Annotated in this window: 17 protein-coding genes; 8 read left to right on the top strand and 9 right to left on the bottom strand. The window is 70.9% G+C overall.

Going from position 1 to position 14,766, the window contains the following annotated elements; genetic code table 11:
* Positions 1–16 precede the first annotated feature (16 nt).
* Positions 17–577: a GNAT family N-acetyltransferase gene (locus ACFXG1_RS11980; protein WP_384708902.1), complete on the bottom strand. Its 561-nt coding sequence runs from the start codon at positions 575–577 to the stop codon at positions 17–19.
* 96 nt (positions 578–673) lie between these two features.
* On the opposite strand from ACFXG1_RS11980, the gene ACFXG1_RS11975 reads away from it, so the two are divergent.
* From ACFXG1_RS11975 to ACFXG1_RS11965, 3 genes are read left to right on the top strand one after another with little or no spacing between them, the layout of a single operon-like run.
* Positions 674–1,345, top strand: coding sequence for a HEAT repeat domain-containing protein (locus tag ACFXG1_RS11975; protein ID WP_384708905.1), 672 nt, complete (start codon positions 674–676; stop codon positions 1,343–1,345).
* A gap of 5 nt (positions 1,346–1,350) precedes the next feature.
* The gene (locus ACFXG1_RS11970) at positions 1,351–2,364 is read left to right on the top strand and encodes a HEAT repeat domain-containing protein (RefSeq protein WP_384708908.1); all 1,014 of its coding nucleotides are present in this window, start codon (positions 1,351–1,353) and stop codon (positions 2,362–2,364) included.
* Positions 2,361–2,834 (top strand): GNAT family N-acetyltransferase, encoded by a 474-nt coding sequence (locus ACFXG1_RS11965; RefSeq protein ID WP_384708911.1) that lies wholly within the window; start codon positions 2,361–2,363, stop codon positions 2,832–2,834. The genes ACFXG1_RS11970 and ACFXG1_RS11965 overlap by 4 nt, the downstream gene beginning before the upstream one ends.
* Here ACFXG1_RS11965 and ACFXG1_RS11960 read toward each other — a convergent pair.
* Genes ACFXG1_RS11960 through ACFXG1_RS11945 form a run of 4 tightly spaced genes read right to left on the bottom strand, consistent with a single transcriptional unit; the run spans position 2,824 to position 3,597 of the window.
* Positions 2,824–3,024 carry a hypothetical protein gene (locus ACFXG1_RS11960; RefSeq protein ID WP_384708914.1) on the bottom strand — a complete coding sequence of 67 codons (201 nt, stop codon included), beginning with the start codon at positions 3,022–3,024 and terminating at the stop codon, positions 2,824–2,826. The two genes, ACFXG1_RS11965 and ACFXG1_RS11960, sit on opposite strands and share 11 nt — an antisense overlap.
* Positions 3,025–3,156: a hypothetical protein gene (locus ACFXG1_RS11955; protein ID WP_384708917.1), complete on the bottom strand. Its 132-nt coding sequence runs from the start codon at positions 3,154–3,156 to the stop codon at positions 3,025–3,027.
* Positions 3,153–3,395: a hypothetical protein gene (locus ACFXG1_RS11950; protein WP_384708920.1), complete on the bottom strand. Its 243-nt coding sequence runs from the start codon at positions 3,393–3,395 to the stop codon at positions 3,153–3,155. The genes ACFXG1_RS11955 and ACFXG1_RS11950 overlap by 4 nt, the downstream gene beginning before the upstream one ends.
* The gene (locus ACFXG1_RS11945; RefSeq protein ID WP_384742245.1) at positions 3,385–3,597 is read right to left on the bottom strand and encodes a hypothetical protein; all 213 of its coding nucleotides are present in this window, start codon (positions 3,595–3,597) and stop codon (positions 3,385–3,387) included. The genes ACFXG1_RS11950 and ACFXG1_RS11945 overlap by 11 nt, the downstream gene beginning before the upstream one ends.
* A gap of 91 nt (positions 3,598–3,688) precedes the next feature.
* On the opposite strand from ACFXG1_RS11945, the gene ACFXG1_RS11940 reads away from it, so the two are divergent.
* From ACFXG1_RS11940 to ACFXG1_RS11930, 3 genes are read left to right on the top strand one after another with little or no spacing between them, the layout of a single operon-like run.
* Positions 3,689–4,528, top strand: coding sequence for a helix-turn-helix domain-containing protein (locus ACFXG1_RS11940; RefSeq protein ID WP_384708947.1), 840 nt, complete (start codon positions 3,689–3,691; stop codon positions 4,526–4,528).
* A complete protein-coding gene (locus ACFXG1_RS11935; protein WP_384742243.1) occupies positions 4,525–4,740 on the top strand; it encodes a DUF397 domain-containing protein in 216 nt (71 codons plus the stop codon). The genes ACFXG1_RS11940 and ACFXG1_RS11935 overlap by 4 nt, the downstream gene beginning before the upstream one ends.
* Before the next feature lie 14 nt (positions 4,741–4,754).
* The gene (locus ACFXG1_RS11930; protein WP_384742241.1) at positions 4,755–4,958 is read left to right on the top strand and encodes a DUF397 domain-containing protein; all 204 of its coding nucleotides are present in this window, start codon (positions 4,755–4,757) and stop codon (positions 4,956–4,958) included.
* Positions 4,959–5,046: 88 nt separating this feature from the next.
* Here the strand turns inward: ACFXG1_RS11930 and ACFXG1_RS11925 are convergent, their stop codons facing one another.
* Positions 5,047–6,027, bottom strand: coding sequence for a phosphotransferase (locus ACFXG1_RS11925; protein ID WP_384742239.1), 981 nt, complete (start codon positions 6,025–6,027; stop codon positions 5,047–5,049).
* Positions 5,987–8,599 carry an ATP/GTP-binding protein gene (locus tag ACFXG1_RS11920; RefSeq protein ID WP_384708932.1) on the bottom strand — a complete coding sequence of 871 codons (2,613 nt, stop codon included), beginning with the start codon at positions 8,597–8,599 and terminating at the stop codon, positions 5,987–5,989. Before ACFXG1_RS11920 ends, ACFXG1_RS11925 begins: the two co-directional genes overlap by 41 nt.
* A gap of 144 nt (positions 8,600–8,743) precedes the next feature.
* Between ACFXG1_RS11920 and ACFXG1_RS11915 the strand changes: the two genes are divergently transcribed.
* Positions 8,744–9,490 (top strand): ATP-binding cassette domain-containing protein, encoded by a 747-nt coding sequence (locus tag ACFXG1_RS11915; protein ID WP_384708950.1) that lies wholly within the window; start codon positions 8,744–8,746, stop codon positions 9,488–9,490.
* A 9-nt stretch (positions 9,491–9,499) separates the two neighbouring features.
* Here the strand turns inward: ACFXG1_RS11915 and ACFXG1_RS11910 are convergent, their stop codons facing one another.
* Positions 9,500–10,189 (bottom strand): nitroreductase, encoded by a 690-nt coding sequence (locus ACFXG1_RS11910; RefSeq protein ID WP_384708935.1) that lies wholly within the window; start codon positions 10,187–10,189, stop codon positions 9,500–9,502.
* A gap of 104 nt (positions 10,190–10,293) precedes the next feature.
* Between ACFXG1_RS11910 and ACFXG1_RS11905 the strand changes: the two genes are divergently transcribed.
* Positions 10,294–10,893 carry a TetR/AcrR family transcriptional regulator gene (locus ACFXG1_RS11905; protein ID WP_384708938.1) on the top strand — a complete coding sequence of 200 codons (600 nt, stop codon included), beginning with the start codon at positions 10,294–10,296 and terminating at the stop codon, positions 10,891–10,893.
* A gap of 58 nt (positions 10,894–10,951) precedes the next feature.
* Here the strand turns inward: ACFXG1_RS11905 and mfd are convergent, their stop codons facing one another.
* The gene (gene mfd / locus ACFXG1_RS11900; RefSeq protein ID WP_384742236.1) at positions 10,952–14,482 is read right to left on the bottom strand and encodes a transcription-repair coupling factor; all 3,531 of its coding nucleotides are present in this window, start codon (positions 14,480–14,482) and stop codon (positions 10,952–10,954) included.
* Between the last annotated feature and the right edge of the window lie 284 nt (positions 14,483–14,766).

The following is a 14,766-nucleotide window of genomic DNA, read 5'->3' as shown; positions in this document are numbered from 1 at the left end:
CGCCCGTGAGCCGGTGCTATCGGCGCCGCTGCCATGCGGTCCGGGTGAGCTCGTACTCCACATCGCCGTGTTCCGAGCCCTCGATCGCCTCGGGCCACTCCTCGGTGTAGCTCCGCAGGAAGGAGAGGCCCGCCTTCTCCATGACCCGTCGGGACCGGGTGTTCACCGCCATCGTGTTCGCGGTGACCCGTTCGATCCCGAGGTCGGTGAACCCCTTGTCGATCAGGGCCAGCGAGCCCTCGGTGGCGTACCCCTTGCCCCAGGCGGCGCGGTTCAGCCGGTAGCCCAGTTCGACCACGGACGCGTCGTCCTCCGCGAGCGGCCGGAATTCGAACCAGCCCAGGAAGGTCCCCGTGGCCTTCTCCTCGGCGGCCCAGTAGCCGCGCGTCCCGAGGCCCGGGTGGTCCTGGAGCAGCCGGGGCAGGACGGACCCCACGACCGTCTCGCGGCTCACGGGTCGGCCGCCGTTGATGAAGCGCATGACGCCCGGGTCGTTGTCGAGGGCGAGGAGATGGTCCGTATCGGCGGTGGTGAAGGGGCGCAGGGCGAGCCGTTCGGTTTCCAGGAAGACGGGCATGCCGCGATCCTCACCACCCGCGCCCGGACCCCGCCACCGGATATCCGGCCCGCTCGGCCTTGACCTTGGCACGGTGACAACCGCTTCCCTGGCCCTATGCCGACACAGGACACCACCCCGCCACCGGCCCTCGTCCTGGGGCTGGAGAACAGCCACGCCTCGGTCCGGCTGCGGGCCGCGCTCACCATCGGGACGACCCCGGAGCCCCATTTCGTCGCGCCTCTCCTCGCGCGCTGCGCGGTCGAGCCCAATTTCTCCGTACGCGAGATGCTGACCTGGGCCCTCACCCGCCACCCGGCGTCCCTGACCGTGCCGGGGCTCGTCGCCGAACTCGGCTCGGAGCGCGCACAGGCCCGGAGCCAGGCCCTGCACACCCTGTCCAAGGTCGGGGACCGCCGGGCCTGGCCCGCGATCACCCGCGCGCTGCTCACCGACGCCGACGACGAGGTCGCCAAGTGCGCCTGGCGGGCGGCGGTCGTCCTCGTGCCCGAAGATGGGGGGCGAGAGCTGGCCGAGGTGCTGGCGACCCAGTTCGGACGTGGTGGACGGGAGACCCGGCTCAGTCTCAGCCGGTCCGTGATCGCGCTCGGCGAGGCCGCCGTACCGGCCCTGCGTACCGCGATGACCGACGCCGACCCCGGCGTACGGGAGCACGCGATCGCCACGGACCGGCTGTCGCGCGACCCGGACGCCGGTTTCGAGTTCGCGGTGGAGGAGGCGAAGCGCGTCGTGGCCCTCGGCACGGGCGGCGGCGGCCAGGAGGGGTGACGGGCATGCTGATCGGCGACGTGGCACGGCGGTCGGGGGTGAGCGCCCGGATGCTCCGGTACTACGACCGCCTCGGTCTGGTCCGGCCCTCGGGCCGTACCGGTATCAACTACCGGGAGTACGCCCCCGAGGACGTCCGGCGGCTCTTCCACGTCGAGTGCCTGCGGTCCCTCGGGCTGTCGCTGCGCGATGTCGGCCGCGCGCTGGACGACCCCGGCTTCCGGCCGCCGGAGCTGGTGGACGATCTCCTCCGCGAGACACGGGAGCGCCTGGCGCGCGAGACGGAGCTGCTCACCCGGCTCCGCCGGATCGACGCCGCAGGGCCCGCCGACTGGGAGGACGTGTTCCAGATCGTCACCCTCCTCCAGGACCTGCGTTCGGAGAGCCCCGGAACTCGCCAGCGCGCCGCCCTGGCCTCCGCCGACGGGGAGCCCGCGCCCGTGGAAGCCCTGGCCGAGGCGGCCCTCGCCGAGTCGGACCCGAATGTCGCCGGGGCCATCCGCTGGGCCCTGGCCCAATCGGGCGGCGACGGTACGGCCCTGCTGGCGGACGGCCTCGCCTCCCCCGACCGCGAGGTCCGCACCCGTGCCGTCCGCAGCCTCGCGGAGCTCCCGGGCGCCGAGGCGACCGCCGCCCTGCGGGCCGCCCTCGCCCACACCGATGACGCGGTACGGGGCTATGCGGCGCTGGCACTCGGGGAACGCGGGGACGCCGACGCGGTCCCGGCGCTCATCGACATGATCGTCACCGGCATGAACGACACGGACGCGGCCGACGCCCTCGCGGGCCTGGCGGGCGACGCGGTTTCGGCGGACCGGATCGCGACCGCCCTGACCGCCCGTCTGACCCTCGACCCCGGTGTACGCGGACGCCTCACCCAGGCCCTCACGGACATCCCGGGCCCGGAGTCCACCCGCGCCCTCACGACCCTCGCGGCCGACGAGGACCGCGCGGTGGCGGTGACGGCGACGTACGCCCTCCGGATGCGCGGGGCGGACGGGCCGGCCTGCGGGGCATGATGGCGGCCATGGGGATACGTATCGAACCCGCCGAGGTGTCCGACTTCCACCAGGTCGTGGCGGATCACCCCCGCTACTGGGGCGACCGCGACCTCCGGTCGCTGCACCTTCTGGCCATGGTCCAGGAGTTCGGCGCCACCTGTTTGACCGCCCGGGCCGAGGACGGCATCCACGGCTACGTCTTCGGTTTCGTCACCCCGGACGGCACCGGGTACGTCCATCTGATCGCCACCCGCGACGACGCCCGCGGCACCGGCCTGGGACGTCGCCTGTACGGGGCGTTCGCCGAAGCGGCGGCGGGCCAGGGCGCCGAGCGCCTGAAGGCGATCACGTCGGTGGAGAACACCGGCTCGATCGCCTTCCACCGCGGCCTCGGCTTCCACACCGAGATCGTCGACGACTACGACGGCCCCGGCCGGCCGATGGCCGTCTTCCACCGGGACCTGCCCCTCGACGCCCTCAGGGGCTGATGTCCTCGTCGGGCGTGGGCCCCGCCGCGCACCGGACGACGCAGCGGGGGCAGGCGTACAGGACGACGGCCGGCCCGTCGATACGCTCTATGACGCCGACTTCGACAGGTGCCAAGGTCTGTGTCGTGCAATGGACACAGACGGCGTCGAAGGGTTCCGGCGCTTCGGTGGTGAGAGCGTCGCGGGTCATTCAGTGTTCGATTTCCTCGTGCCGTCGACGCAGGATGCGGCAGTCGACGGCGCGGGAGTAGTCCCCGGCGGCGTCGGCCTCCCGCTCCTGCTCGATGAGTTCACGGCAGCGGGCGCAGGTTTCGTGGCTCATGCGAGGGTTCCTCCGCTGCTGCGCTGGTTGACCTCGGCGACGGCGTCGGCGAGGAGTTCGGCGGTGGTGACGGGCCGCAGGTCGGCGGTGGGTACGTCCCACTCGATGCCGCCGCCGATGGGGCGCAGCCAGTAGCGCCCGTACGTACGGTCCATCACGCGCCCGACCTTGTTCCGGACCGCGTCCCGTGCCGTCCCGCCGATCTCCGGCACCCAGGGGTTCGTCTCGTCAGTGGACATGGGCCCGCCCTCCCCGCCGCAGCCGGATCGCCTCGTTCTGAAGCGCCCGCCGCAGGGCCGCGAGGGCGGAGACCAGGGTGTTCCGGTCCCGCGCATACCCGGTACGCGGCACCCAATCCGGCGCAAGCCCCCAATAACCGCCCACGACGAGCAAGGCATCGAGCTGGGACTGGGGGGAGGTCCCGTGAACAGCAGCAGGCATGACCGCTCCTCTCCGTAGCGTTTCCACTACAAGGAGCTTCAGAGTTGCCTAGAGTTGGACACCCCTCAACGTGGCGGGACCGGAGGAAACCTTGGTAAACCGCAAGGAGTTGAACCCCGAAGCATCGCCGGAAGCAGCGTTTGGAGCACGTTTGCGCAGCTCGCGTGAGGCGCGCGGCTGGACACAGGACGAACTCGCCGAACGGATGGGCTACACGGGGAGGCACATTTCCGGGGTCGAAACTGGTCGTAAGCCCCCAACCCGTCGATTCGCGATCAGTGCGGATGTGGCCTTAGGTATCGAAGGAACGGGCGATACGTTCGAACGCGCGTGGGGGGAGATCCGCCATGGCGTCTTGCTGGAGGGATTCCCGGAGTATCTGTCCTACGAAGGTCGTGCCGTTGAGGTTCGAGTCTTCGAAGTCGGGATCATTCCAGGACTCCTCCAGACACCGGACTACGCCCGAGCGCTGGCGGACAGTGCCGTACATCGGGGTGCCATTACCCATGAACAAGCAGATGAACGACTCTCGCTCCTGGCCGAGCGGCAAGCGGCGCTTGAACGGCCAAGTCCACCCGTACTCATCGTCGTCATGGACGAGAGCTGCATTCGGCGCCCTGTCGGCAGCCTAGAGGTAATGAACGACCAGCTCGACCGGCTCACAGAACTCGCGATGCTCCCGAACTCCATGGTCCTGATTGCCCCGTACGCCATAGGGGAGCACAGGACATTCGATCGGCCCGTGAACCTTTTGACACTCACGGACCGCTCCGTCATGGCCTATGTCGAGTCCCAGACTCAGGGGCACTTGGACCGTGAGACCGCTTCTGTGTCGCCCCTGTTCACGGCCTACCATCAACTCCAGAAGCACGCGCTCCCCCTGACGGCCTCCGTCGACCTGATCAATCTGGCACGAAAGGGCTCCCCGTGACCACCACGACCGAATCCCCCCGCTGGTTCAAGTCCTCCTACAGCAACAACGGCGGCACCTGCGTCGAGATCGCCACCAACCTCGCCATACCCCACGGCATCGTCCCCGTCCGCGACAGCAAGCGCCCCGGCGGCCCGGTCCTCACCGTCACCGCCAACGCTTTCGCCGGGCTCGTCACGGGCATCAAGACCGGAGACCTGGGCACCGCCTGACGAAAGGACTCCCCGTGACCGAACCGCAGTTCTTCACGTCCTCCTACAGCGACAACGGCGGCACCTGCGTCGAGATCGCCGCCAACCTCGCCATACCCCACGGCATCGTCCCCGTCCGCGACTCCAAGAACCCCGCCGGACCGGTCCTTGCCCTCCCCGCCCCCGCCTTCAGCGCCTTCGTCCAGGGCGTCAAGGCCGGCGGCTTTCGCGGCGCCTGACCGCACCCGCGAGCGCACACAGCCCCGCCGCTCAGTCCCCCGAAGCGGCGGGGCTTCATCGTGGTGCGCGACGCGACCGGTGACCGTGTCAGCTCAAGGCGTACGCGGCTTCCTCCACGGAGTCCACGAATCCCATCATCTCGATGTGCAGCGTGCTCTTGTCCGGATCGGGGAAGCGGATGTTGTGCCGGTGGTACCGGTGGAACGCGATGATCAGCGCCGCGTGCTCGATCTCCGTGGCGAGCGCGGCGGTGGTGGTGTCCGACATCGGGACCATCTCCCGATAGCCGGTGACGAGCGCGTTGAAGCGCTCGGGAACCAGCACGCCGTCCACCTTGGCCAGTCCGATGGCCGCCATCCCGAGGTCGAGGAGCGGGTCGTCGAGCGAGACGGTCTCCCAGTCGAGAACGGAGAGCCGGCCGTCCGGGCGGACGATGATGTTGTCGTCGAAGAGATCCCCGTGGACCACCGCGACGGAGCGCGCCCTGCTCGCCTCCAGCCGGTCCACCCGATCGAGCCGTTCGGTCAGCCAGGCGGCGAAAGCCCTGTCCGCGAAATCGGGAATGGCCGCCCGGTGTTCGTCCGAGAGGCGTCGGCCTCCGACCGGGATGTCCGAGAAGCCCGGAGCCTGCGGGGAGAACGTGTGCAACCGGCCGAGAAGACGTCCCGCCTCGGGCAGCAGCGCCAAAGGCAGTGGCTGCACGACCGTGCCTTCGATCCACTTCTTGAGGATCACCGGGCGCCCTTCGAGCTCGGTGATCAGTGATCCGTCCACCGCTGCGACGATCTCACTCGTGGGCATGCCCTGCTGGAACGCGGACTGGGTATGCGCCGCAAGGCACCCGGCGCTCGGCGCATCGTGGTTGTCGAGAATGGTCAGCACGAACTCGCCCGAGGCGCTCACCAGGTGGAAGCTGGAGTTCGCGGCGCCTCCGGACAACGGTTCCAGCCGGATATCGGCCAGCCCGTAGCTCCGGGCGACCGCGGGCAGATCAATGCGGTCGATCGTGGTGTAGTTCGCCACCCGTTCATTCCCCTCTGATTGCGGCGACTTCCCGGCGCCGATCATCGACAAGAGCCGTCCAGCGTGCCTGTACCTGTGCCTGCCCGTCCAGCCACTGTGCGAGTGGCAGGTCACCGGGAGGGGCCTCGCCCTCCATGAGGTGGGCGAGTTCCAGCAGGTAGGCGAACTCCTCGCCCCGGACGCAGGCGCTCAGTCTGCCTCGGGCCTCTTCCCGCGACTGGGCTGATCCGAGTACCGCCGCGTGCACGCACTCGGCGAACCGTACATACGCCACCGAGGACGTCAGCCCCGACTCCTGTGCCTGGCGGGCCACGTCCTCGGCCCGTTCCGGCAGATCCGCCGCGACGCCCGCGTCCCGGACGAGGGCGGCGATCCGGGTGTGTACCTCGGCCCAGCGGATCGAGACATGGCCCAGCATCTCCTCGGCGCGGGCGATCTGCTCGGCGGCGCGTGGCCTGTCCTGGAAGGCGGCGGCGAAGGCGAGGCATGCCTGGGAGAGCGCCGCTTCGCCCGGCTGGCCCGTCTCCAGGGCCTCGTCACGGCTCGTCGCGTAGGACGAGCAGGCCAGTGCCGCGTTCCCCTGGCTCCACCACAGGTCTCCCAGGACCCGGTCGCGGCGGCCTTCCGTGCCCAGGCTCTCCGCCGCCGTGCGTACCTGCGGGAAGCGCCCCACGCGGCGGGCGAGGTGGGCCAGACCACGGGCGGCTGTCGGGGCGAGGCGTCCGCCCAGGTCGACCACCTGCCGCATACCGGCGAGGGAGAGCTCGAACCGCCCCAGGTCGCGCTCGCACTCGGCGAGGAAGTACAGCGGAAGCTCCCGGAGGGCGTCCGGAAGCTGCCCGGAGTCCAGGACGGCCCGCAGCTGCTCGGCCGTACGGCCCCGGTGCTGCCGCTGGCGCAGGGCGATCGCGGAGAGCGCCGCCGCCAGGGCCTCGGTGGGGCCCTCCACACCGCGCCCGCTCTCCCCACTGGTCGCGGATACCGGAATCTCCAGGGGCTCCCAGACGAAGTCCTCGACATAGCGGAACGCGGCGTCCGCGAGCCACCCGAGGTCGAGGTCGTAGTCCCGGGCGAGGCGCATGCCCTGGCGGAGCGCTGCCACCAGGCGCCTGCGGTCGCCGACCGCCTCGTGCTCCAGCGCGTCGAAGACCCGTTGCGCCGCCCGGCGCCAGTCGGCGTCGCTCCAGCGGTCCTCACTCGTGGAGTCGGCCTCCCGAACGGCGTCCCGGACCAGCTCGTGCACCCGGTGGGGCCAGGGTGCCCCGGAGTCGGTGTCCACGAAGGGCCGTTCCACCAGCTCCAGAGCAGGCGCGTCGTGGTCGAGCCCGGCGGCGGCGGTGGCGAGCCCGAGGGAGAAGGCGTCCAGCAGGCTCACCGCGCGCAGTACCCGCCGTACGTCCGGAGTCAGGTCGCGGAAAGTCCGCGTCACCAGGGCCGGAAAGTCGAGATTGAACTCGTCCGGCTCCGGCGCGCGGCCGTGGTGCCGGTACAGGTCGAGGAAGCGCATCACCGCGAGGTCCAGATACAGCGGCAGCCCGTGCGAGTTCGCGGTCACCAGATGCCGGGTGCGCCCGTCCATCAGTGGCCGGCCCGCGACAGTGAGCCGCTCGCACAGATAGGTCTCGCAGTCCTCGGCCGAGAGATAGCCGACGGTGTGCTGACGCGGTTCCCCCTGGGCACCGCCGGTGAGCAGGGGCCAGAACCGGGGGCCTGCCCAGTCCAGCTGCCCTTCGAGCTTCGTGTCGTCCCACTGGAGGCGGTTCCGGCCGGTGATCACGAACAGGACGTTGGGCATCAGCCACACCACCCGCTGGATCAGACGTTCCAGATCGCGGTGGGTACGGTTCCCGACGTCCTCGAAGGTGTCCAGTAAGACGACGAGCGTCCCCCGCCGCTTGGCCGGGACCCTGCTGAGGTCCCAGGCGAGCAGATGGGCGTAGTAACTCAGCGCCTCAGGATCGGGATCGGCCTCCAGCAGATCGGCCAGCCGACGGCACTCCGCCAGGCCCCGGACCTGGTGCCGGCGCTCCCGCAGCGCCTGCACCAGCACCTGGAATCCGCTTCCGACCACCGCGCCGACGGTGCCGGGGAGCGCCACGGCCTGGGCGACGTCGGCGAGTGCGGACTGCATCTGCCCCGACAGGGACTCGGAGCCGGGGAAGCGGCTGAACCAGGTGCGCCGTCGCAGATACTCGTCGATCGGCTCGCCGGGGTGATTGCGTTCCCAGTAGCGCTGGAAGGCGAGATCGAATGTCGGCATGGGCTGCCCCAGCTCTGCCGCGCCGAGCCGGACGGCCAGCATCAAGGACTCGAAGTCCCCACCCGAGTCCCGGGACAGATCGACCCGGACCGGCACCACCCGGCCCACTTCCGGATCGAGGGCGGGCCAGTCGCTCCGGTGTCCCTCACCGTCCACCAGGTGCTCGGCGATCCCCCGCGACAAGGTGGACTTGCCGATGCCGCCGACTCCGTAGAAGACGAGTACGTTGCGCCGGGCGGTCTCCAGATCCTCCACGTCGAAGCCGGGGCCGCGCACCCGTTCGGTGTGGTTCGCCAGACTGACCGCGACCGTCCGCCATTCGTCGCGCCGGTCGGCGAAGTAGTCGACCGCGTTCACCTCGCGGTCATTGGACCTGAAGAGCGCCCGTAAATCCGACCGAGTCACACGGCCCCCCGTCATCGTTGATGTAATGACCTGGCGCGGAAGGGCCAGGAAGCCCAAGTCAAGCAGGAGTCGGTCCCCCAGGACATGAGGAGCAGTGTGTTCGTCGACCGGGTCTCCGTACCGGCCGGGCTCGTGCCGGATCGGGATGAGCGGGGGCGGTGGCCGTTCACCGTGCCCGCCGTGGCGCAGTTGCTCGACGAGGGGCTGGTCTTCGAACGGCCGGTGACGTTCCTCGTCGGGGACAACGGGTCCGGGAAGTCGACGCTGGTCGAGGCCGTCGCGGAGAGCTTCAAGCTGGACGCGTACGGCGGGCGGCTGGCCCGGTTGTACGGTCGGCCGGACGCGACGAAGACGGCCCTGGGCGAGGTGCTGCGCGCGGGCACCACCCGGGCCGGGGCGCGGATGCTCGCCGGGCCCCGGAAGAACAAGAAGGGCTTCTTCCTGCGGGCCGAGACCGCGTTCGACATGACCGAGAACCTGGGCGGTGTGCCGGGGTACTGGGACGAGGACACCAGCGCCATGAGCCACGGCGAGGGCTTCCTCACCGTCTTCCGCGCCATGTTCGACAAACCCGGTTTCTACGTCATGGACGAGCCGGAGGCGGCGCTCTCGTTCACCTCGTGCCTCCAGCTCGTGAGCCTGATGCACCAACTCGGCGAAACCGGCGCACAGGTCGTCTGCGCCACGCACTCGCCGATCCTGGCCAGCACCCCGGGCGCGGACATCGTCGAAGTCGGCGAGCATGGATTCCACCGGACCCGGTGGGAGGACCTGGCGCTGGTCGACCACTGGCGCCGCTATATGAGCGACCCGAATGCCTATCTGCGTCACATCGTGACGTGACCCCCGCCCCTATGCGTGGAACGCCGTGGTCGACGCGAGGGCGGCGCGCTTCGTCATGACCCGGTTCACCGGCGCGGTGTCGTCGGCGTAGCCGAAGGAGACGCCCACCAGCAGCTTCCCCTCCGTGACGCCGAGTTCGGCGCGGACGGTGCCGGCGTAGAAGCTCAGCAGGCCCTGCGGGCAACTGGCCACGCCGTACGCGGTCATCGCCAGGAGCAGGGTCTGCAGATAGGCGCCCACGTCCGCCGCCAGCCGGGGCCCGCCGTCGCCGGTGACGAAGAGGAACGCGGCGTGGGGCGCGCCGTAGAAGCCGAGGCTCTCGGCGTCGTAGGCCGCGCGGGCCGTGTGGTCGGCGGGGCCGATGCCGAGGGCTCCGTACAGCTCGGCGCCGAACTCGGCCCGCCGGGCCTGATGTTCCGGTGTGTACATGCCTTCGGAGTACGGGACGTCCACCGAGACGCGCTTCTCGGCACGGGCCGCCCGCAGGGCGTCCGCCAGGCGGGCGCGCGTCGCGCCGCTCACCACCTCCACCCGCCACGGCTGGGCGTTGGAGTTGGACGGCGCGGCGCCGGCCAGCGCGAAGATCGCACGCATCGTGTCGTCCGGTACGGGATCGGGGCGGAACGCGCGCGTGGCGTGACGGCCGCGTATCAGCCTCTCCGCCCAGCCGCTCGACCCGGCGGGGAATGGCCTGCTCATCGAAGGCTCCTCTGCGAGAGTCACAAGTAAACGGGATCGTTTACCTGCGAGGAGAACCTAGCAGGGCGCCTCGGCGAAAGTAAACGGATACGTACACTTGAGGGATGAGTGCGACGACGGCGACGGCATCCCAGCGGCGCGGGCGCGGAGGGCGGGAGCGCATCCTGGCCGCCGCCGCCCGGCTGTTCGCGAACCAGGGAATCAACGCGACCGGTATGGAACAGGTCGCGGGGGAAGCGCCGGTGTCCAAACGGACGCTCTACGCCCACTTCCGGACCAAGGACGACCTGGTCATGGCCCACCTCCAGGGCCTCGTATCGTCGGGCGTCACGCTGGAAGGCGTGCTGACCCGGGAGGACGTCCCGGCCCGGGAGCGGATCCTGCGGCTGTTCGACCCGCCGACCGCGAACGCGGATCCGGTACGCGGGTGCCCCTTCATCGACGCCGCCGCCGAGTTCCCCGATCCGCGGAGCGCCGTCCACTCCTACGCCCGCGAGCAGAAACTGCGGATGGTGACGCTGATCGCCGCCCTGCTCACGGAGTTGGGCTGCCGCGAGCCCCGCGTACTCGCCGAACAACTGGCCACCCTCGCGGACGGGGCGGCCAGCCGCGCCATGGTGCTGGACGAAGCGGACTACGGGCGGCACGCCCGGGCGGCGGCGGAGGTACTCCTCGATCGGGCCCTGGGGCAGGCGGGCGCGTAGAGACGGGAGGGCCCGCCCGCCTCAAGCCCACCGCCCCAAGGCCCGCCGCCCGGAGGCGCTAGCTGCCCAGGATCGTCGTCAGGAACTCGCCCGTCCACGCCAGCAGCTCACGGCCCACCACCGGCTTGCCGCCGATCTTGCCCGTGGTCGGGCGCGGGACCAGGATCTGGTGGGCCGCCGGCTTGACGACCGTACGCGGGTAGAGCCGCGTCAGGCGCAGCTCCTGCGACTCCCGCAGCTCCACCGGGGCGAAGCGGATGTTGTTGCCCTGGAGGACGATCTCGCCGACGCCGCACGCGCGGGCCAGCATCCGCAGGCCCGCGACCAGGAGGAGGTTCTCCACCGGCTCGGGGAGCTTGCCGTAGCGGTCGGTCAGCTCCTCGCGGACCGCCTTGACGTCCTCCTCCGAGTTGGCCGCCGCGATCGAGCGGTACGCCTGGAGGCGCAGACGCTCGCCGGGGGCGTAGTCGTGGGGGACATGCGCGTCCACCGGGAGTTCGATCTTGACTTCGAGCGGGGGCTCCTCCTGCTCGCCGCCCTCCAGGGAGGCCCGGTAGTCCGCGACGGCCTCGCCGACCATCCGGACGTACAGGTCGAAGCCGACGCCCGCGATATGGCCCGACTGCTCGCCGCCGAGGAGGTTGCCCGCGCCGCGGATCTCCAGGTCCTTCATGGCGACGTACATACCCGCGCCCATCTCGGTGTGCTGGGCGATCGTCGCGAGACGCTCGTGCGCGGTCTCGGTCAGCGGCTTCTCCGGCGGGTAGAGGAAGTACGCGTACCCCCGCTCCCGGCCCCGGCCGACCCGGCCGCGCAACTGGTGGAGCTGGGAGAGGCCGAAGTTGTCGCCGCGCTCCACGATCAGGGTGTTGGCGTTGGAGATGTCGATACCGGACTCCACGATCGTCGTGGAGACCAGGACGTCGAACTTCTTCTCCCAGAAGTCGACCACGACCTGTTCGAGCGCGCCCTCCGACATCTGGCCGTGCGCGGTGGCGATCCGGGCCTCCGGCACGATCTCGCGGAGCCGGGCCGCGGCCCGGTCGATGGACTCGACCCGGTTGTGGATGTAGAAGACCTGGCCCTCGCGGAGGAGTTCACGGCGGATCGCGGCGCCGATCTGCTTCTCCTCGTACGGTCCGACGAAGGTGAGGACCGGGTGCCGCTCCTCCGGCGGGGTGGTGATCGTGGACATCTCGCGGATGCCGGTGACCGCCATCTCCAGCGTCCGGGGGATCGGCGTCGCGGACATCGTCAGGACGTCGACGTTGGCGCGCAGCTTCTTCAGCTGCTCCTTGTGCTCGACACCGAACCGCTGCTCCTCGTCGACGACGACCAGGCCGAGGTCCTTGAACTTGGTCTCCGACGAGAACAGCCGGTGGGTGCCGATGACGACGTCGACCGTGCCGTCCCGCAGGCCCTCCAGCGTCGCCTTGGCGTCCGTGTCGGACTGGAACCGGGACAGGGCCCGCACCTTGACGGGGAACTGCGAGTACCGCTCGGAGAACGTGCCGAAGTGCTGCTGCACCAGCAGGGTCGTGGGGACGAGGACCGCGACCTGCTTGCCGTCCTGGACCGCCTTGAACGCCGCCCGTACCGCGATCTCCGTCTTGCCGTAGCCGACGTCGCCGCAGATCAGGCGGTCCATGGGGACCGACTTCTCCATATCCTCCTTCACCTCGGCGATGGTGGAGAGCTGGTCGGGCGTCTCGGCGTACGGGAAGGCGTCCTCCAGCTCGCGCTGCCAGGGCGTGTCGGGGCCGAAGACATGGCCGGGGGCGGCCATCCGGGCCGAGTAGAGCCGGATCAGGTCGGCCGCGATCTCCTTGACGGCCTTCTTGGCGCGCGCCTTCGTCTTGGTCCAGTCGGCGCCGCCGAGCCGGTGCAGGGTGGGGGCCTCCCCGCCGACGTACTTGGTGATCTGCTCCAGCTGGTCGGTGGGGATGTAGAGCCGGTCGCCGGGCTGGCCGCGCTTGGCGGGCGCGTACTCGACCACGAGGTACTCGCGGGTCGCGCCCTGGACCGTACGCTGCACCATCTCGATGTAGCGGCCCACGCCGTGCTGCTCGTGGACGATGTAGTCGCCGGTCTCCAGCGTCAGCGGGTCGATCGTCTTGCGGCGGCGCGTCGGCATCCGGCGGCCGTCCTTGCCCGCCGCCTTCTGCCCGGTCAGATCGGTCTCGGTGAGGACCGCGAGCTTCAGACCGGGGTCGATGAAGCCGTAGTCGATCGAGCCGCACGCGACATGGACGACGGACGGGGAGATCGTGGCGAGGTCGGCGTCGAGCCGGGCCGCGACGCCCTCGCCGCCGAGGACCTCGACGGTACGGGCGGCGGGGCCGTGGGCCTCGGTGACGAAGACCGTACGCCAGCCGTCCGCGAGCCAGCCCTTGGTGTCGGCGAGGGCGCGGGCGGTGTCGCCCCGGTACGACTCGGGGGCGTGCATGCCCAGCTTGATGGTGTCGTCGGACAGCTCCTCGTCGGCGGCGAACGGGGCCACGGACCACCACATGACGCCCAGCTCACGGGCCCGGTCGCGGACGTCCGCGATCCCCCGCAGGGACGCGGCGCCGACATCGATGGGGGCCTCGCCGCCGCCCGCCGTCGCCGCCCACGACGCCTGGAGGAACTCCTGGGAGGTGGCGACGAGATCGGCCGCGCGGGTACGGACCCGTTCCGGGTCGCAGACGACGGCCATCGCACCCTCGGGGAGCACGTCGAGCAGCAGCTCCATATCGTCGACGAGGACCGGCGCGAGGGACTCCATGCCCTCCACCGCGATCCCCTCGGCGATCTTGCCGAGGAGTTCGCCCAGCTCGGGGTGGGCCTCGGCGAGCGCGGCGGCCCGCTCCCGAACCTCCGGGGTGAGCAGCAGCTCACGGCAGGGCGCCGCCCACAGGCCGTGCTCGGCGACCTCCAGCGACCGCTGGTCGGCGATCTTGAAGTAGCGGATCTCCTCGACGTCGTCGCCCCAGAACTCCACCCGCAAGGGGTGCTCCTCGGTGGGCGGGAAGACATCGAGGATGCCGCCGCGTACGGCGAACTCGCCCCGCTTCTCGACCAGCTCGACCCGGGCGTAGGCGGCGGCCGCCAGGGCGTCCACGATCTCGTTCAGATCGGCCTGCTGCCCGGTCCGCAGGGCCACGGGCACCAGCTCGCCGAGCCCCTTGACCTGCGGTTGCAGTACGGACCTGATGGGCGCGACGACCACCGAGACCGGCCCGGCGGACGGGTCGTCGGCGGACGGATGGGCCAGTCGGCGCAGTACGGCGAGCCGGCGGCCCACGGTGTCGGAGCGGGGCGAGAGCCGCTCGTGCGGCAGGGTCTCCCAGGCCGGGAACTCGGCGATCGAGTCCTCGGGCAGCAGCGTCCGCAGGGCCGCCGCCAGGTCCTCGGCCTCCCGGCCGGTCGCGGTGACCGCGAGCACGGTCCGCCCGGCGTCCCGGGCCAGCGCCGCCACGGCGAAGGGCCGCGCCGCGGGCGGGCCCACCAGGTCCACATGCATCCGTCCGGCGCCCCGGGCGGCCTCGACGGCCTCGGCGAGCGCGGGATCACGTACGACTGCGTCCAGCAGACCGTGCAGGCTCATGAAAGACGTTCCATCCCGGTGATGCGATACGAGGAGTACGGGCAGCGCTGCGGCTACGGGCAACGCGAACGACCCGGCACGTGCGACGGGCCGGGGTTCCCCCCAGCGTACGCCCGCCCCGGGGGCCCCGCTCGCGCGACGGCGAACCGGCGCGGGACCTGCGGCGGACCGGCGCGGGACCACGGTGACACCGCCGACAATCCGGCGGTGAAGGGATGACGGAAGTGAGCGGGCGATGAGCGGAGGCACCCACCGCAACACCGTCGAGATACACGGCGGTACCG

It is taken from the genome of Streptomyces sp. NPDC059248 (assembly GCF_042753905.1).
Taxonomy (GTDB): Bacteria; Actinomycetota; Actinomycetes; order Streptomycetales; family Streptomycetaceae; genus Streptomyces.
The sequence above is the reverse complement of the archived record's forward strand: the minus strand, read 5'-3'. Positions and strand labels throughout refer to the sequence as shown.